This window comes from Pontibacillus litoralis JSM 072002, from assembly GCF_000775615.1.
GTDB classification, from domain to species: domain Bacteria; phylum Bacillota; class Bacilli; order Bacillales; family BH030062; genus Pontibacillus; species Pontibacillus litoralis.
In genome coordinates this window covers 133,664-151,161 of record NZ_AVPG01000002.1, presented here as the reverse complement: position 1 = coordinate 151,161, position 17,498 = coordinate 133,664, and the positions used below count along the sequence as shown (strand labels likewise).

The 17,498-nt window shown below is 38.8% G+C and carries 18 protein-coding genes; 17 read left to right on the top strand and 1 reads right to left on the bottom strand.

The window, feature by feature from the left end; genetic code table 11:
• The first annotated feature begins 453 nt into the window (after nucleotides 1–453).
• The 16 genes from N784_RS03070 to spoVM all read left to right on the top strand — a co-directional run bounded on the left by N784_RS03070 (nucleotide 454) and on the right by spoVM (nucleotide 16,397).
• Nucleotides 454–1,758: an NCS2 family permease gene (locus tag N784_RS03070; protein WP_036832101.1), complete on the top strand. Its 1,305-nt coding sequence runs from the start codon at nucleotides 454–456 to the stop codon at nucleotides 1,756–1,758.
• Between the two features lie 130 nt (nucleotides 1,759–1,888).
• A complete protein-coding gene (locus N784_RS03065) occupies nucleotides 1,889–2,755 on the top strand; it encodes a YicC/YloC family endoribonuclease (RefSeq protein WP_036832323.1) in 867 nt (288 codons plus the stop codon).
• 87 nt (nucleotides 2,756–2,842) lie between these two features.
• Nucleotides 2,843–3,106 (top strand): extracellular matrix/biofilm regulator RemA, encoded by a 264-nt coding sequence (gene remA, locus N784_RS03060; RefSeq protein ID WP_036832099.1) that lies wholly within the window; start codon nucleotides 2,843–2,845, stop codon nucleotides 3,104–3,106.
• 10 nt (nucleotides 3,107–3,116) lie between these two features.
• Nucleotides 3,117–3,734, top strand: a complete 618-nt coding sequence (gene gmk / locus N784_RS03055) for a guanylate kinase (RefSeq protein WP_036832097.1) — start codon at nucleotides 3,117–3,119, stop codon at nucleotides 3,732–3,734.
• Nucleotides 3,731–3,952, top strand: coding sequence for a DNA-directed RNA polymerase subunit omega (rpoZ, locus tag N784_RS03050; RefSeq protein ID WP_084600104.1), 222 nt, complete (start codon nucleotides 3,731–3,733; stop codon nucleotides 3,950–3,952). The genes gmk and rpoZ overlap by 4 nt, the downstream gene beginning before the upstream one ends.
• A 93-nt stretch (nucleotides 3,953–4,045) precedes the next feature.
• Nucleotides 4,046–5,254, top strand: coding sequence for a bifunctional phosphopantothenoylcysteine decarboxylase/phosphopantothenate--cysteine ligase CoaBC (coaBC, locus tag N784_RS03045; RefSeq protein ID WP_036832092.1), 1,209 nt, complete (start codon nucleotides 4,046–4,048; stop codon nucleotides 5,252–5,254).
• Nucleotides 5,251–7,662, top strand: a complete 2,412-nt coding sequence (gene priA, locus N784_RS03040; protein ID WP_036832090.1) for a primosomal protein N' — start codon at nucleotides 5,251–5,253, stop codon at nucleotides 7,660–7,662. The genes coaBC and priA overlap by 4 nt, the downstream gene beginning before the upstream one ends.
• 23 nt (nucleotides 7,663–7,685) lie before the next feature.
• Nucleotides 7,686–8,633: a methionyl-tRNA formyltransferase gene (gene fmt / locus N784_RS03035; RefSeq protein ID WP_036832087.1), complete on the top strand. Its 948-nt coding sequence runs from the start codon at nucleotides 7,686–7,688 to the stop codon at nucleotides 8,631–8,633.
• Entirely contained in the window at nucleotides 8,626–9,987 is a 1,362-nt protein-coding gene (rsmB, locus tag N784_RS03030) for a 16S rRNA (cytosine(967)-C(5))-methyltransferase RsmB (RefSeq protein ID WP_036832321.1), read from the top strand. The genes fmt and rsmB overlap by 8 nt, the downstream gene beginning before the upstream one ends.
• A gap of 4 nt (nucleotides 9,988–9,991) precedes the next feature.
• On the top strand, nucleotides 9,992–11,083 hold the full coding sequence (rlmN, locus tag N784_RS03025; RefSeq protein ID WP_036832319.1) for a 23S rRNA (adenine(2503)-C(2))-methyltransferase RlmN: 1,092 nt from the start codon (nucleotides 9,992–9,994) through the stop codon (nucleotides 11,081–11,083).
• Between the two features lie 5 nt (nucleotides 11,084–11,088).
• Nucleotides 11,089–11,850: a Stp1/IreP family PP2C-type Ser/Thr phosphatase gene (locus N784_RS03020; protein WP_036832084.1), complete on the top strand. Its 762-nt coding sequence runs from the start codon at nucleotides 11,089–11,091 to the stop codon at nucleotides 11,848–11,850.
• Entirely contained in the window at nucleotides 11,844–13,970 is a 2,127-nt protein-coding gene (pknB, locus tag N784_RS03015) for a Stk1 family PASTA domain-containing Ser/Thr kinase (RefSeq protein ID WP_036832082.1), read from the top strand. The genes N784_RS03020 and pknB overlap by 7 nt, the downstream gene beginning before the upstream one ends.
• On the top strand, nucleotides 13,971–14,852 hold the full coding sequence (rsgA, locus tag N784_RS03010; protein WP_036832078.1) for a ribosome small subunit-dependent GTPase A: 882 nt from the start codon (nucleotides 13,971–13,973) through the stop codon (nucleotides 14,850–14,852).
• Nucleotides 14,853–14,855: 3 nt separating this feature from the next.
• Nucleotides 14,856–15,515, top strand: a complete 660-nt coding sequence (gene rpe, locus N784_RS03005; RefSeq protein ID WP_036832075.1) for a ribulose-phosphate 3-epimerase — start codon at nucleotides 14,856–14,858, stop codon at nucleotides 15,513–15,515.
• An 87-nt stretch (nucleotides 15,516–15,602) separates the two neighbouring features.
• A complete protein-coding gene (locus N784_RS03000) occupies nucleotides 15,603–16,259 on the top strand; it encodes a thiamine diphosphokinase (RefSeq protein ID WP_036832316.1) in 657 nt (218 codons plus the stop codon).
• Nucleotides 16,260–16,313: 54 nt separating this feature from the next.
• Complete coding sequence (spoVM, locus tag N784_RS02995) at nucleotides 16,314–16,397, top strand: stage V sporulation protein SpoVM (protein ID WP_036832073.1); 84 nt, start codon at nucleotides 16,314–16,316, stop codon at nucleotides 16,395–16,397.
• 154 nt (nucleotides 16,398–16,551) lie between these two features.
• Here the strand turns inward: spoVM and rpmB are convergent, their stop codons facing one another.
• Nucleotides 16,552–16,740, bottom strand: a complete 189-nt coding sequence (gene rpmB / locus N784_RS02990; RefSeq protein WP_036832070.1) for a 50S ribosomal protein L28 — start codon at nucleotides 16,738–16,740, stop codon at nucleotides 16,552–16,554.
• A 377-nt stretch (nucleotides 16,741–17,117) separates the two neighbouring features.
• Between rpmB and N784_RS02985 the strand changes: the two genes are divergently transcribed.
• Nucleotides 17,118–17,480 carry an Asp23/Gls24 family envelope stress response protein gene (locus tag N784_RS02985; RefSeq protein WP_036832067.1) on the top strand — a complete coding sequence of 121 codons (363 nt, stop codon included), beginning with the start codon at nucleotides 17,118–17,120 and terminating at the stop codon, nucleotides 17,478–17,480.
• Nucleotides 17,481–17,498 lie beyond the last annotated feature (18 nt).

Sequence of the window (17,498 nt, the reverse complement as noted above, 5' to 3'; positions counted from 1 at the left end):
CAAGAAGCACTTCGGAAATGGAGTGCTTTTTTGCATTTACTAAAGACAATTCAGCACTCACTATCAAAAAAAGAGGGTATTCGCTTATTCGCAAGTTCCTAATAAAAATATAAACTCTTGGAACAATAGGTTTAGCTTGGTCCATTTCGTCGGCTACCAAAAGTGGCGATTACCCAAGAATCCTCCACTTCAAGCAGCACGTAAGGGTGGTAAGTGGTGGGAGTAGTTCACGGGATTTACGTTCCAATAGCTCATACTATCATAAGGTAGTGTACATCATAATAAAATGATTTGAATTGAGAGATATGTTTCATATAAAGAAAATCCTTGCTTAGAAGATGGATATTTACGTTGAAAAATGACATGTACATAAAAAAACTATTGAAATCATGGTTGAAAACGAATATTATGTAACATGGTCTTAATAATTATTCGTGAATAGTGGTGTTTAATATGAATTTTTTGCATAAACGATTTCAATTAGCGGAGAATCATACAACCGTTCGTACGGAGGTAGTGGCTGGCTTCACAACCTTTTTGGCGATGGTCTACATTATTATTGTCAATCCTACCATCTTAAGTTCCGCTGGTGTTCCGTTTGATCAAGTATTTATGGCAACGATTATTTCAGCGGTAGTAGGTACTCTTATCATGGCATTTGCCGCGAATTATCCAATTGCGATTGCACCTGGTATGGGGTTAAATGCTTATTTTGCTTCTGTTGTAGCAACACAAGGGTTGTCCTATGAAATCGTGTTTGGTACAGTTTTTATGGCTGGTGTGTTATTTATATTATTGAGTTTCACGAGCTTCCGTGAGAAATTAATTGAAGCTATTCCGGCTTCGTTAAAATACGGTATTACATCAGGTATAGGTTTATTTATCGCTTTTATCGGTTTAGAAATGGCTGGTATTCTAGATAAATCAAATGAGACGAATTTCTTAGGTGATTTGTCTAATCCGATGGCACAGTTGTCGCTAGCAGGACTTGCAATTACGTTAATTTTATTAGCTCGACAAGTGAAAGGTGCTCTATTTATCGGGATGATGATTACGACTGCAATAGCGTTTTTTACAGGTCAAATTGGCTTGGGAAGTAGTGAAGGATTTGTCAGCTTACCACCTACACCTGTATTTTTTGAAATGGATATTGTAGGCGTGTTTACGAACAGTTTATACATTGTTGTGTTTTCTTTCTTGTTAGTGACGATTTTTGATACGACAGGGACGTTGGTAGGAGTCGCAGAACAAGCTGGTTTTATGAAGGATGGGAAGCTACCAAGAGCCAAGCCAGCATTAATGGCAGATGCGATTGCGACAACGACTGGTGCCATGTTTGGAACGAGTCCTTCAACTGCCTATGTAGAGTCGACAACAGGGGTTGCTGTAGGTGGAAGAACAGGCCTGACTTCTTTAGTCGTAGCAATGCTGTTCGCGTTATCTATGTTTTTCTCTCCTATAGTCGAAATGGTTGCGAGTACACCAGCAATTACAGCGCCAGTACTTATAATTGTTGGCTGTTACATGATTGAGGGGCTGGCTCGTATTGATTGGAAAACGTTTGATGAAGCTTTCCCAGCGTATGCTACCTTGTTAGCTATGCCTCTATCAGGTAGTATTGCAACAGGAATTGCTGTCGGATTTATCTCCTATCCATTAATGAAGATTGTAAGTGGAAAAGGGAAACAAGTCCACGGCTTGCTATATGTTTTTGCGATTATTTTCTTTATTTATCTCGCTTTTATGCCGATGTCTTAATTGGTTGAAGGACTCCTATTCATATGGGTCCTTTTTCTGTATTAACGATGCGTTATGACCATGTTTCGTGATAGGATAGACATATTGATAACGATTTAGTGGAAAAGGTGTGTTATGATTCGTGAAAAGCATGACAGGATATGGCAGGCATACAGTAACGATTGAAGATACAATGATAACGATAGAAGTGAAAACGGTCAATCACCGCTTTCTTGATATATCGACGAAAATCCCTCGTTCCCTATTGTATTTAGAAGGTGAGATACATAAGCGGATTAAACAATATATTCAACGAGGAAAAGTAGACGTTTATGTAACGTTTGAAGGAAGTGGTTTCCTTTCTAAACAAATACAAATGGATTGGGCATTGCTTGATCAATGGATGTCACAACTGGAACATGCGAAGAAACGGTATAAATTACAAGGAGAAGTGAATATTGACGCTTTAACGACATTGCCAGAAGTGATGACCCTCCAAGAGAAAGAAAACTATGAACCATTTGAGGGGGAGTTATTACAATATTTAGATATAGCACTTCAACATGTTTCTGATATGCGAAAAAAAGAAGGACAGGCGTTGTGTAATGATTTAGAGCAAAGACTTGAACGCATAAGAAGCATATTATATGATATGATGTCTAGGAGAAAAATTGTTATTCAAATGACACGTGAGCGCATTTTGAAACGGATGGAAGAATATGTGGACGTAAATGGACTGGAAGAAGAAACGCGCATGTATCAAGAAATTGCACTTATGGCTGAAAAAGGGGATATAACGGAAGAACTTACCCGTCTATTCAGTCACTTAGAACAATTTTGTGAGTTATTACAAGTGAAAGAGCCTATTGGCCGCCAACTAGAATTTATCGTTCAAGAAATACAACGTGAAATGAATACAATTGGATCTAAATCGAATGATACCGAGATAAGCTTATGGGTTGTTCAATTGAAAAGCGAAACAGAAAAAATAAAAGAACAGATACAAAATGTTGAATAATTATTGAGTTTAGTCTATAGTTTTTCATATAATTATTGTATTAGAATCATCATTTGTTTGTTTTGTTATTATGAAGGAGGAGCCATTTTGAGCTTACGTTTAATCAACATTGGATTTGGAAATGTTGTATCTGCAAATCGGATTATATCCATTGTATCTCCGGAATCTGCACCTGTGAAACGAATTATTACAGTTGCTCGTGACAATAATAAATTGGTAGATGCTACATACGGACGTCGTACAAGAGCGGTTATTATTACAGATAGTGACCATGTTGTGTTATCAGCTGTGCAACCAGAAACAGTTGGTGGTCGAGTAATTAGCAATGACGACATGTCAGACGAAGGGTAGGATTTTTATTGTGATTGAAGAAAGAGGAATATTATTTATCTTATCAGGGCCATCTGGTGTAGGAAAAGGAACGGTTCGTAAGTCTCTATTTGAGAAAGACACAGACTTGAAATATTCTATATCCATGACTACTCGTTCCCCTCGTGAAGGAGAAATTGATGGAGTGGATTACTTCTTTAAGTCTAAAGAAGAGTTTGAAGCAATGATAGAAGAACGCAAAATGATAGAGTACGCACAATATGTAGGTAATTATTACGGTACGCCGAAAGAATACGTGCAAGAACAATTGGAGAACGGAAATGACGTTTTTCTAGAAATTGAAGTGCAAGGCGCCTTACAAGTGAAGGAAAACTTTCCGGAAGGTGTATTTGTTTTCCTTATTCCACCAAGTTTTGAAGAGTTAAAGGACCGTATTATAAATCGCGGGACAGAAACAGAAGAAAAGGTAAGAAATCGTTTAGCAGCCGCAAAGCAAGAAATTGAAATGATGGACTATTACGATTACGTTGTAGTGAATGATCGAGTAGATAAAGCAGTACAAACGATTCAATCGATTGTTCGAAGCGAGCACTGCAAACGAGAACGAGTAGCTATTCAGTATAAAAAAGCATTGGAGCGTGATGAATAATGTTAGAGCCATCTATTGATTCATTATTAAAAAATATTAATTCAAAATACACATTAGTCACTTTATCGGCGCGTAGAGCGCGTCAAATGCAAGAAACAAACAAGTATTTAATCGAGGATCATTTTTCTGATAAATACGTTGGCATTGCATTAGAGGAGATCAACAATGGCAATCTTCACTACACTTATGAAGGTGACGAAGCTCCAGAGATGAAATAACAACCTAATTTAGGTTGTTTTTTTATTTGTAAGTAGGTAATTCATGTATGATAACAAATAAATATTGGATTCGATTACATGGAGGATGATTACATGAACGTACAAGGAAAAAAAATAGTACTAGCAGTATCAGGTGGAATTGCTGCTTATAAAGCATGCGCATTAACGAGCAAATTAAAGCAAGCTGGTGCGGAAGTAATCGTGATGATGACGGAAGGGGCTAAACAGTTCGTCGCTCCTCTTACCTTCCAAGCTCTTTCAAGAAACCCAGTTTATACCGACACATTTGATGAGAAAGTTCCAAAACAAATTGCACATATCGATGTAGCAGATTGGGCCGATTTAATCATTATTGCACCTGCAACAGCGAACATCATAGGCAAGCTAGCAAATGGGATTGCGGATGATATGGTTACAACGACATTATTAGCTAGTAAAGCACCTGTTTATATTGCACCAGCAATGAATGTGCATATGTATGCTCATCCTGCTGTAGCGCGTAATATGAAGCAATTAGAGGAGGATGGTTATCGTTTTATCGAGCCGGGTGAAGGATATTTAGCTTGTGGTTACGTTGGAAAAGGCCGTTTAGAGGAGCCAGAAACGATTATTAAAGTACTTGAACAACAACTAACAACTGCCCAACTTCTTCTTGGGAAAAAGGTATTAGTAACTGCTGGTCCTACTAGAGAACAAGTAGATCCTGTTCGCTTTTTTACGAACCATTCGACAGGTAAAATGGGATATGCAGTGGCGAAGCAGGCGGCAAAATTAGGGGCAGAAGTTACGCTTATTTCTGGTCCTACCAATTTATCTACACCTAAAGGGGTACACCGCATCAATGTTCAGTCCGCTCAAGAAATGTATGAACAAGTGATGCGTCATTTTGAGCAGCAGGATATTATTATCAAGTCAGCAGCAGTTGCTGATTATCGACCGAAGCAAACCTATGACAATAAAATGAAGAAAACAGGTGGACCGCTCGTTATGGAAATGGAGCGTACACCAGATATTTTAAAAACAATTGGTGAACAAAAAACTTCTCAATATGTCGTAGGCTTTGCAGCGGAATCGACAGATGTATTGCATTATGGCGAGCAGAAGTTAAAGAAAAAAAATCTCGACGCTATAGTCATTAATAACATTCAAGAGCAAGGCGCAGGATTTGGCGGTGAAACGAATAAAGTAATTTATTTAACTGCAGTAGGCGAGCGTATTGACTTCCCGCTTCAGTCGAAAGAAGATGTTGCGCTCCACATTTTACAACGAATTGCTTTACAATTAAAGGATGATAGAAGGTGAATATAGCTCGTGTTATCGTAGACGTTCCATCGAGTCAAACGAATCGCTTGTTTGATTATCTTATACCGGAAGAACTACAATCAGTTGTTACGGTTGGCGTTCGTGTCATCGTCCCATTCGGACCTAGAAAAGTAATGGGATTTGTATTAGAAAAAACAACAGAAACAAATGTGCATAAATTAAAGCCAATCCAAGATGTAATGGATATTACTCCCGTTATCACTTCTGAATTAGTTGAAGTAGGGAAATGGCTATCGGATACAACACTATGCTTTTATGTGTCAGCGTATCAAGCAATGTTACCTCAAGTGTTAAAGGCAAAGTATGATAAGGAGCTTTGTTTGCTAGCAGAACATGATTCTATTTCTTATGAGCTTCAACACTTATTTGCAGGAAGAGGCATCATTCCCTATGAGGAAATAAAGCAAAGAAATGTAGCTTATTCCGTCATTCAAAAAGGGGTTCGGGAAGGAATATTAGAAGTCCAATACAACGTTCAAAGCAAAGAAACGAAGAAAAGGGAAACCTATATTTCCCCGGCAATAGAATCGCAACGACTAGATGAAATGTATGTGGATTTACCAAAGCAAGCCACGAAACAAAAGCGTATTCTTGCTCATTTTTTGCATAACCCGGCAGAAATAAGGCAAAAAGAGCTATTACACCAATTATCGACAACTAGAGCGTTAATAAAGACGTTGATTGATAAAGGGATATTAAAAGAAACGTATAGAGAAGTGTATCGAGATCCGTATAATCAACGGGAGTATAAACAAACTACTCCTTTTCCATTAACAGAAGAACAAACGAATGCTATTGAACCAATCCATTATGCTATTCATATGAATCAGCATGAAACGTTTTTATTGCATGGTGTCACTGGTAGCGGAAAGACAGAAGTGTATTTACAATCCATTCAACACGTGCTGGAAAAAGGGAAAGAAGCAATCGTGCTTGTACCGGAAATAGCATTAACCCCACAAATGGTCGAGCGTTTTAAAGGGAGGTTTGGTTCTAGGGTAGCTGTCTTACATAGTGCATTATCTGCTGGAGAGAAATATGATGAGTGGCGTAAAGTGCTAAGAAAGGAAGTACAAGTCGTTGTTGGTGCCCGTTCGGCTATATTTGCCCCATTTGAGAATCTAGGTATTATTATTATAGATGAAGAGCATGAGTCGAGCTATAAACAAGAGGACTACCCACGTTACCATGCAAGAGATGTGGCGATATATCGAGGGAAGTATCATCAGTGTCCTGTTGTATTAGGGAGTGCTACACCAACTTTGGAGTCATTTGCAAGAGCAAAAAAAGAAGTGTATACGTTGTTATCTTTAACGAAGCGTATGAATGATGCTTCAATGCCTGAAGTTGAACGTATTGATATGAGAGAAGAACTTCATGCAGGTAATCGTTCGATGTTTTCTCGTGTTTTACATGAGAAATTGCTAGATCGATTGCAAAAAGGGGAACAATCTGTTTTATTTTTGAACAGAAGAGGATACTCGACGTTTGTTATGTGTCGGGATTGCGGGCATGTGATAGAATGTCCCCATTGTGATATTGCATTAACGTATCATCGCAATACAGAGCGACTGAAATGTCATTATTGTTCGTATGAAGAAGCGATGCCACATGAATGTCCTGAATGTGAAAGTGATTCCATTCGTTATTTTGGCACAGGGACACAGAAAGTTGAAGAGTCTTTACAGCAGTTAATGCCAGAGGCGCGCATTATTCGGATGGACGTGGATACGACAAGAAGGAAAGGATCCCACGAACGATTACTAACGAAATTCGGTAATCATGGTGCGGATATTTTGCTAGGTACTCAAATGATTGCTAAAGGTTTGGACTTTGCAAAAGTAACACTTGTAGGCGTTTTAGCAGCAGATTCCTTGTTACACTTACCTGATTTTCGTTCGGCCGAAAAAACATTTCAATTGTTAACGCAAGTGAGTGGGCGAGCTGGAAGGCATAAGTTACCAGGAGAAGTAGTTATTCAAAGCTATACGCCTGAGCATTACAGTATTGATCTAGCTAGTCAGTACGATTATGACTCGTTCTTTCATAAAGAAATGTCTGTAAGAAAAATGTTTCAGTATCCGCCGTATTACTTTTTGACACTTGTAACGGTATCACATCCGAATCATTTGTACACAATGGATGTAACACAAAAAATCTCGCAACTATTAAGAGAGCAACTATCTTCCCAGTCGGTCATTCTCGGTCCTACACCGTCTCCTTTAACTAGGATAAAAGATAGATATCGATACCAATGCGTGATAAAATACAAAAATGAACCTACCTTATATAAAGTAATGAAACGGATTTTACAATTATATGAAGAAGCGATGCAAAAAAATGATTTACACATCACGATTGATTTTCAACCGCATCAAATGATGTAGTTTTAGAGAGGAGTTTGAAATAGATGAATCGTATTGTATTTATGGGGACGCCAGATTTCGCAGTACCAGTTTTACAGCAATTAATTCATGATCAATATAACGTAGTAGCAGTAGTGACACAACCTGATCGACCGAAGGGAAGAAAGAGGGTTTTAACACCACCGCCAGTTAAAATAGAAGCGGAGAAGCACAATATACCAGTACTACAGCCGGAGAAAATTCGCAATGAGTATGAAGACGTGCTCGCATATGAACCGGACCTTATCGTAACGGCTGCTTTTGGACAAATATTACCGGCACAATTGCTAGATTATCCGAAGTATCGTTGTATTAACGTTCATGCTTCTTTGCTACCAGATTTTCGTGGAGGCGCGCCAATTCATTATGCGATTCTAAAAGGAAAAGAAGAAGCTGGTATTTCGATTATGTACATGGTTGAAGCGCTAGATGCAGGAGATGTGTTAACACAAAGAAGTACTCCAATCGAAGACGATGATCATGTGGGGACGCTCCATGATAAGTTGTCCGTTATCGGTGCAGAACTATTAAGTGAAACTCTATCTAAACTAGAGAAGAATGAAATTACGCCAATGAAACAAGATGAAAATAAAGTAACGTTTGCTTCAAATATTAAAAGGGAGCAAGAGCAGTTGGATTGGGAACAAGATGCTAAGACGATTTATAATCATATTCGTGGCCTACACCCATGGCCAGTCGCCTTCACGAACTATCAAGGTAAGCCGATGAAGGTTTGGTGGGGGGAAACTGTGAATGAAACATTTACAGGCCAACCAGGAGAAATTGTTCGTTTAGAGGAGGATGGATTTGTTGTCGTTTGTGGAGATGGAAAAGCGTTAAAATTAACCGATATACAACCGTTTGGTAAGAAAAGAATGTCCGCAGGTGACTATCTTCGAGGTGCCGGTAAAGCATTGGAAATTGGAGAAGTGTTAGGTGAAAATGATGAGTAAAAATTCAGTGCGAGAAGTCGCGTTAGATATCGTGACGAGAGTAGGCCATCAAGGTGGATTCAGTCACTTATTGATTAACAAAACAATCCAACAAAAAGGGCTTAGTCATAAAGACACAGCCCTTTTAACGGAAATGGTATATGGAACAATCCAACGCAAAGACACGTTAGATTATTTCTTGAGTCCATATATTCATAATAAGAAAAAGCTAAAGCCTTGGGTGCTTTGGCTTCTTTACATGTCTTGCTACCAAATGGTTTATTTAGACCGTGTTCCCGACCATGCCGTCATTCATGAAGCGGTCGAGATAGCGAAGAAGCGAGGGCATAAAGGTATTGTGTCGATGGTAAATGGTGTGCTACGCAACTTGCAACGTAAAGGTCCAGCTTCATTAGAGGAAATAGCCGAACCAATGCAACGATTAGCTATTGAAACGAGTCACCCTCTATGGCTTGTGAACCGTTGGGTCGAGATGTATGGAATGGATGAGACAGCACGTATGTGTTATAAAAATCTAGAACGTTCCATGATGACCGTCCGTGTTAATACGACTCGAACCACTCGTGAAGAGGTTATCAAACATTTAACAGATGATGGGTTTAAAGTAGCTCCGACAACGTTAAGTGAACAAGGAATTGTAATCCATGAAGGAAATATTATTCAACATCCGCTCTTTCAAGAAGGGGCGCTAACGGTCCAAGATGAAAGCTCTATGCTTGTAGGAGAAATGATGGATGTACAAGAAGAAATGAATGTGTTAGATGCGTGTAGTGCTCCAGGTGGAAAATCTACTCACATTGCAGAGAAGATGAACAATACTGGTGCTGTTCACGCTTATGATTTACATGCGAAGAAAGTAGCGCTTGTTAAGCAAAAGGCGGAGCAATTAGGGTTAACGACGATTAAAACTGCAGCATCAGACGCTCGCATGCTACCGCAACAATACGATGAGCACACATTTGATCGTATATTGCTTGATGCACCATGTTCAGGTTTAGGTGTTGTCCGTGGTAAACCAGATATCAAGTATGCTAAATCTGAAGATGATGTCATCAAGCTCGCAAATATTCAATTACAATTGTTACAATCGGTTAGTCGGTTGTTAAAAAAGAATGGTAAACTAATTTATAGCACATGTACGGTCGACCGGAAAGAAAATGAGGAAGTAGTAGCATCCTTTTTACGTGAACATCCAGAATATGAAGTAGATCCTAGCTTCTTTACCGATTTACCAAAGGAAACGAACGGACTAGTGGGATTGTCACAATGGGGATTACAATTATTCCCTCATGATTTTGATAGCGACGGCTTTTTCTTAACGAGATTACAACGAAAGGATGGACATCATGGCTGAAGTGATGAAGAAGAAACGGGAGAAAAGCAATCGTCCGAATAAACGAGATTCTATTTATTCGATGACGTTTGATGAATTGCAACAATGGTTAGTAGATAATGGGGAGCCTAAGTTTCGTGCAACGCAAATCTTTGAATGGCTCTATCAAAAACGAGTAGAAGACTTTGAGGATATGACGAATTTATCTAAAGGGTTGCGTGAAAAATTAAAGGATTCCTTTAAGATAACAACGCTTGAGACAGTTGTCCAACAAAAGTCTTCTGATGGAAGAACAATGAAGTTTCTTTTTGAAATGAATGATGGGTACACGATTGAAACTGTACTAATGAAGCATGATTATGGTTACTCTGTTTGTGTAACGAGTCAAGTAGGCTGTCGCATAGGTTGTACGTTTTGCGCTTCTACGCTAGGTGGATTAAAACGCCAACTAGAGTCAGGAGAAATTGTTAGCCAGGTGCTTAAAGTTCAGCGCGCTTTAGATGAGCAAGGGGAGCGAGTATCTTCCATTGTATTAATGGGGATTGGGGAACCTTTTGATAATTATGAAGAAATTATGGCATTTTTACGTACAATCAATCATGATAAAGGAATCAATATCGGTGCTAGACATATAACACTTTCTACAAGCGGGATTGTACCTCGTATATATGATTTTGCTAATGAGAAATTACAAGTTAATTTCGCTGTTTCGTTACACGCTGTGACGAATGAACGGCGTTCTAAATTAATGCCGGTAAATAAAGCTTTTCCATTAGAAAAGTTGTTACCATCTGTAAAGTATTACAATGAAACGACCGGAAGACGTGTCACATTTGAATATGGTTTAATGGGTGGAGAGAATGATTCTGTTGAAGAAGCCCAAGCATTAGCGAAGTTAATTAAAGATTATCACTTAAATATACATGTTAATTTAATTCCCGTTAATTTCGTTCCTGAACGTAATTACGTGCGAACAGAGAGAAGTCAAATTTTTGAATTCGAAAGAACGTTGAAAGAAAATGGGATTAATGTCACCATTCGTCGTGAACAGGGACATGATATTGATGCAGCTTGCGGTCAGTTGCGAGCGAAGGAGCGTAAAAGTGAAACGAGGTGAATGATATGGACGCATATTTTTTAACAGATATCGGCCAAGTAAGAAGCCATAATGAAGATGCAGGTGGATTGTTCTATAATGAAGGTTACCAGTTGTTGGCGGTTGTTGCAGACGGGATGGGTGGTCATAAAGCAGGTGATGTAGCAAGTAGCATTGCTACATCATCCTTACATAATAAATGGAAATTCACTCCGACTATTTCAACACCGGAAGCTGCTGAAACATGGTTAGAAGAAGCTGTGAGGCACGTGAATTCAGAAATATATGAGTATGCCAGTCAACATGAGGACTGCCATGGAATGGGTACAACAATCGTAGCAGCCATATGTACAGAAGATTATGTAAGCGTTGCTCATATTGGAGATAGCCGATGCTATATGCATGTTAATAGTGAATTGAAACAAATCACAGAAGACCATTCGTTAGTCAATGAACTTGTCCGAACAGGCCAAATATCACCTCAAGACGCCAAGCACCACCCGAGAAAAAACGTACTGATAAAAGCGCTTGGAACGGAACGCGCTGTTGATATGGATGTAAGAACGATAACATGGGAATATCAACACAAATTATTGCTTTGTTCAGATGGACTTTCGAATAAACTAACTGACGATGAAATAGGTAGCTTTTTAACGGAGCCAGTACAAGTGCAAGAAAAAGTAGAAAAGCTTATCCAAGTTGCCAACAAACGTGGTGGAGAAGATAACATTTCCATCGCAATCGTAGAGCGTGAAACGGAGAGGGAAGCTGGTGATGTTTCATGCTAAGAGGCCACGTCATAAATGATCGCTATGAAATAAAAGAGATGGTCGGCGGTGGCGGTATGGCAAACGTCTATTTAGCTATTGATACTATTCTTAATCGTCACGTAGCGATTAAAGTACTGCGGTTAGAATATGCCAATGACGAAGAATTTATTGCCAGGTTTCGAAGGGAAGCACATTCCGCAACAAGTTTATCCAATCCGAATATTGTTAATATATTTGATGTTGGTGAAGAAGAGCATATTTATTACATCGTGATGGAGTATGTAGATGGAATGACGTTGAAGCAATATATTCAAAAGCATGGCCCACTTGATGTGAAGGATGCTGTTGATATAGCGAAGCAAATTACAGCGGCAATATCTCATGCCCATGACAATGATATAATTCATCGCGATATAAAACCGCAAAATATATTGATTAATAATTATAAACAAATCAAAGTAACAGACTTCGGCATTGCTATGGCGTTAAGTGCTACGTCACTAACACAGACGAATAGTGTATTAGGTACAGTTCATTACTTATCACCAGAACAAGCTCGTGGAGGTATGGCTACAAAGAAGTCGGATATTTATTCAATCGGCATCGTATTATTTGAAATGCTAACAGGACGCTTACCTTTCTCAGGTCAATCAGCGGTATCTATTGCAATCAAGCATTTACAAAGCGAAACCCCCTCTTTAAGACGATGGAATGAAGCGGTTCCTCAAAGCGTAGAGAATGTAGTATTGAAAGCGACAGCGAAAGATCCATTTCATCGTTATGAAGACATTTACGATATGGTCGATGATTTAGAGACAGTGCTACATCCGGATCGACTACATGAAGCGAAGTTTACTGTACCACAAGGGGAAGACGAAGAAATCACGAGAGCAATCCCTATTATAACGGATGATATGTATAAGGATCATGAAGCACAAGAGAACACCATTATTCATCATACTAATGCTTCGCAAACAGTACCGACGAAAGTTTCCAAACAGAACGAGCAAAATCATGCCAATAAGAAGGCCAAAAAAGCGAAAAAAGAAAGTACCTCATCAAAGAAATCCAAAAGAGCATGGAAAATTATTGTTGGGATTATTGCTTTTCTTACGTTAGTTCTTTTGGCGTTTTTTGTTTATATCAAAGTGACCATGCCGGAAGAAGTGCAAGTGCCAGATGTGACTGAAATGTCGTATGAAGAAGCTTATAGTGAATTAAGTGATTTAAAGCTTGCTGTTGAACAAGAAAAGGTGCATTCGGAGGAAATAGAAGAAGGGCTTGTCGTACGAACTAGTCCAGATGGAGGAAACACGGTTCGTGAAGGGGCGACAGTTTCGATTTACACGAGCTTAGGGAAAGAGAAAGTAGAATTTGCTGATTATACTGGAGAAGAGTTTTCTCAAACAAAAGAAACGCTTGAAGAAGAGGGATATAGTGTAATTAGTTACGAACAGTATTCGAATGAGCCAGTTGGCCAAATTATAGGACAAGTACAACCTTCACCAGGAGATGAAGTGCTTCCAGAAGATACAAAGGTGATTTTTGATGTTAGTAAAGGTCCTGAATTAATAACTATTAAGAAGCTTGAAGGTAAAACGCTAGAAGAAGCGCAACAGTATGGTGAGGAAGAGAGTGGGATATCCGTAAAAGATCCGAATTATGAGCATTCAGATTCGGTTCCTGAAGGGGAAATCATTCGTCAAGCTCCGGATCCTTACGAAGAGGTACAACCGGGTTCAGAGGTTGAAGTATGGGTGTCTAAAGGTCCTAAAGAGAAGCCACCAGTGACCAATTCGATTTCTTATACGGTAGAAATTCCTGAGGAATCATCTCCTCCTAAGAAAAAAGAGGAAGATGAGCAACAAAAGGAAGACAAACCTAAAGAAAATAATGAGCCAACCGATAAAGAAACGGAGAAAGGCCAAAAACAAAAAGAGTATGTCGTTCGCATTTATATAGAAGATATGAATCGGGATATTGAAGAAATTTCCATCGAAGAGCGGATTACGAAAACGACACAGTATGAATTTGACCTAACCATTGCAGATGGTCAAAAAGGGCAATATAAAATCATGCTTGATGATAAAGTAGTGAAGGAAGAAACTGTGCCTTATGAAGAGGGTGAGAGTGAATAAATGCCGAATGGACAAATTATGAAAGCATTAAGTGGATTTTACTATGTGCGATCGGAAGGAAACCTTTATCCTTGCAAAGGAAGGGGGAATTTCCGTAAGAAAAAAGTTACACCACTGGTGGGGGATTACGTAACATTTGAAACGGATGTAAATGATGAAGGGTACATTTTAGGTGTACAAGAGCGAAGAAATGAGCTCATTCGTCCTCCAATAGCTAACGTCGACCAAGCGATTGTTGTTGCTTCGGTCGTAGAGCCAGAATTTAAGACATTTTTGTTGGATCGTTTTCTAGTATTAGTAGAGTCGAAATCGATTCAACCAATCATTGTATTTACAAAAACAGATTTAGCATCCGAACAACAGATGGACCAAATGGAGCAATATAAACGAGATTATGAAGCATTAGGATATGTTGTAATCATGGGGTCAGTGAAAGTGGAACAGAATATGGAGATGATTATTCCTCATCTTCGCGGCAAAACATCTGTCGTTGCAGGTCAATCAGGTGTTGGGAAATCCTCCCTGTTAAATGCTTTACATCCGTCATTAGCGATTGAAACGAATGACATCTCAAAAAGCTTAGGACGGGGGAAGCATACGACAAGACATGTGGAATTAATTGAATTGGAGGAAGGGCTTGTTGCAGATACTCCGGGATTTAGTTCTTTAGAGTTGCATGATATTGAATTAGAAACGTTACGAGATTATTTTCCCGAATTGAAGCACTATGGTGAGCAATGTAAATTTAGAGGATGTATGCACCATAAAGAACCAAAGTGCGCCGTAAAAGAGGCGGTTGCTTCAGGGCTAATTTCAGCGTATCGTTACAATAACTACATGCAATTTTATGAAGATATACAAAATAGAAAGCCGAGGTATTAACTAATGACTAAAATAGCACCATCAATTTTATCAGCCGATTTTGCAAAGCTAGGAGAAGAAATTAAAGACGTAGAGCGTGGTGGCGCACACTACATTCACGTAGATGTAATGGATGGACATTTTGTACCGAATATTACAATTGGTCCTCTCATTGTAGAGGCGATTCGTCCAGTGACTGATTTACCTCTTGATGTACACTTAATGATTGAGAACCCTGACTTGTATGTTTCGACATTTGCAAAGGCTGGTGCCGATATAATTACTGTTCATCAAGAAGCGTGTACACACTTACACCGTACCATTCAATTAATTAAATCAGAAGGGTGTAAAGCAGGTGTCGTTTTAAACCCTGCCACTCCTGCAGAATGGATTAAGCCTATTTTACCTGATGTGGATATGGTATTGCTTATGACGGTTAACCCAGGTTTCGGAGGTCAGTCCTTTATTGATTCTGTTGTGCCGAAAATTGAACAAGTAGCTACATGGCGTAAAGAACTAGGGCTTTCTTTTGAAATTGAAATTGATGGTGGTGTGAAAGTAGGAACGGCTAAACAATGCGTAGATGCGGGTGCAGACGTTCTTGTTGCGGGCAGTGCTGTCTTTAATCAAGATGATCGTGCAAAGGCTATAGAAGCCATTATAGCAGATACACAGTCTAAATAGTTTTAACTTCTATTCATTCTAAAAAACTGCCTAAATGGCAGTTTTTTGCTACATATGTACATTTTGTGAGAAGGGTTGGTGTTTCACTTGACTAAGGTAGCGATTGTTGGCGGAGGCCCAATGAAACATATTCCGAATTTAACGGAATATAATGAAGAGAATATGATTTGGATAGGTGCAGATCATGGATGTAAGGTGTTAATTCAGCAAGGTATCCGTCCGAATTACTGTGTGGGAGATTTTGATTCAGTTACAGAGGAAGAGTTACAGTTGATTCGTGATGCATCACATAGCATAGAAGAATATGAAGCGGAAAAAGATGAAACAGATTTAGAGATTGCACTGCGCAAAGCGCTTAGTTTTCACCCGACTGTACTGTATTTTTTCGGTGTAACAGGTGGACGTCTTGATCACGAATTGGTCAATCTTCAACTATTGCACACAGTAGAACAACATAAGGTGAGAGGTATTATAGTGGATAATGGAAATTGGGTAGAATTAAAAGTTCCAGGGACATATAAGATAGAACACGATGACGCTTTCTCTAACCTTTCTTTTATCCCATTTACACCAGAGATTAAAGGGCTAACACTTTCCTCCTTTTACTACCCATTAGAAAATGCAACAGTTCAGTGGGGTTCAACGTTGAGTATATCCAATAAGCTTATTTCAGAAAGTGGTACTTTTTCATTTCGAGAAGGCATAGTATTACTAGTAAAGAGCCGCGATGTACTAGAACCATAACGGGTTGGCTTACTTTATATCGATTGTTGGATCTCTGTTAGAGGAGGGGAACCTATGAAGTTTTATACTATTAAACTCCCACGGTTCATTGGTGGTTTCGTCCGTGTTATAATGGGAACATTCAAGAAGAATTCCTGAAAAATGTATGTTTTCATTCATTAATGGCTTCATTCTTACAATTCGCATTTCATACTTCGTTAGGTAGTACAAAAGGAAAATGGAACCTTTCGTATGGAAATACAAAAAAAGCACCGTTTAACAGGTGCTTTTTTTGTATTTAATAAATGTCTAATTATACGCGTTTAAGTTTACCTGATTTAAGCTCACGAGCAGAAACGTAAACTTTTTGAGGTTTACCGTCAATCATAACACGTACCTTTTGAACGTTTGCTTTGAATTGGCGTTTAGATGCGTTCAACGCGTGTGAACGGTTGTTACCAGTTGTAGTTTTACGGCCAGAAACGACACATTTACGACTCATAATTTTCCCTCCTACTTGCAATAAAGCTCTTTTAAGCTTTATATAAATCTTCAAATACCTATTTAATTTATCACATGAAAAGTTGTTTTTCAACACTATTCCATAAATATATCAAGAAAACTTACTTGACAGATGGAGTGTTTTCGTCCATTGTAGAAAGGGGTTTTTGTGCGTAGACACGACGGATGCTATACTTATTATAGTTATAGCAATAACGGTTGACGTATGAAGTAGACGTGCATCCATACCTCACTGTCTTGAAAGATGGAAGGACGTCATTGGTGCATCATCCATAGCTATTTCGTGCTTACTTTTAAATTCATGAAGGTTGTAGTAAAATTGACCTTAAGTTTAAGAAGAACGAAGGAGGAAATAAAATGTCCATTGACTTAACAAACAATTATGGCCATGTAACGATTACGAATGAGGTAATTGCAACAGTTGCTGGTGGAGCTGCGATAGAATGCTATGGCATTGTCGGTATGGCTTCTAAAAAGCAATTAAAGGATGGAATTGCTGAGATACTTCGTAAAGAGAATTTTTCTCGAGGCATAATGGTACGACAAGAAGAAGGTCAAGTACATATTGACATGTACATTATTGTTAGCTATGGTACAAAAATATCGGAGGTTGCACATAACGTTCAATCTCAAGTGAAATATACATTAAATAAGACAGTAGGATTATCAGTAGACTCTGTAAACATTTATATTCAGGGTGTGCGTGTAACAAACGAATAAAATAGGGGATTCTGTAAG

Excerpts from the sequence above, each read along its gene's own strand:
- rpmB (WP_036832070.1), bottom strand. The coding sequence starts at position 16,740 with ATGAGTCGTAAATGTGTCGTTTCTGGCCGTAAAACTACAACTGGTAAC.
- spoVM (WP_036832073.1), top strand. The coding sequence starts at position 16,314 with ATGAAGTTTTATACTATTAAACTCCCACGGTTCATTGGTGGTTTCGTC.
- N784_RS03065 (WP_036832323.1), top strand. The coding sequence starts at position 1,889 with ATGACAGGATATGGCAGGCATACAGTAACGATTGAAGATACAATGATA.
- rsgA (WP_036832078.1), top strand. The coding sequence starts at position 13,971 with ATGCCGAATGGACAAATTATGAAAGCATTAAGTGGATTTTACTATGTG.
- rpe (WP_036832075.1), top strand. The coding sequence starts at position 14,856 with ATGACTAAAATAGCACCATCAATTTTATCAGCCGATTTTGCAAAGCTA.
- pknB (WP_036832082.1), top strand. The coding sequence starts at position 11,844 with ATGCTAAGAGGCCACGTCATAAATGATCGCTATGAAATAAAAGAGATG.
- rlmN (WP_036832319.1), top strand. The coding sequence starts at position 9,992 with ATGAAGAAGAAACGGGAGAAAAGCAATCGTCCGAATAAACGAGATTCT.
- coaBC (WP_036832092.1), top strand. The coding sequence starts at position 4,046 with ATGAACGTACAAGGAAAAAAAATAGTACTAGCAGTATCAGGTGGAATT.
- N784_RS02985 (WP_036832067.1), top strand. The coding sequence starts at position 17,118 with ATGTCCATTGACTTAACAAACAATTATGGCCATGTAACGATTACGAAT.
- rsmB (WP_036832321.1), top strand. The coding sequence starts at position 8,626 with ATGAGTAAAAATTCAGTGCGAGAAGTCGCGTTAGATATCGTGACGAGA.
- fmt (WP_036832087.1), top strand. The coding sequence starts at position 7,686 with ATGAATCGTATTGTATTTATGGGGACGCCAGATTTCGCAGTACCAGTT.
- N784_RS03020 (WP_036832084.1), top strand. The coding sequence starts at position 11,089 with ATGGACGCATATTTTTTAACAGATATCGGCCAAGTAAGAAGCCATAAT.
- N784_RS03070 (WP_036832101.1), top strand. The coding sequence starts at position 454 with ATGAATTTTTTGCATAAACGATTTCAATTAGCGGAGAATCATACAACC.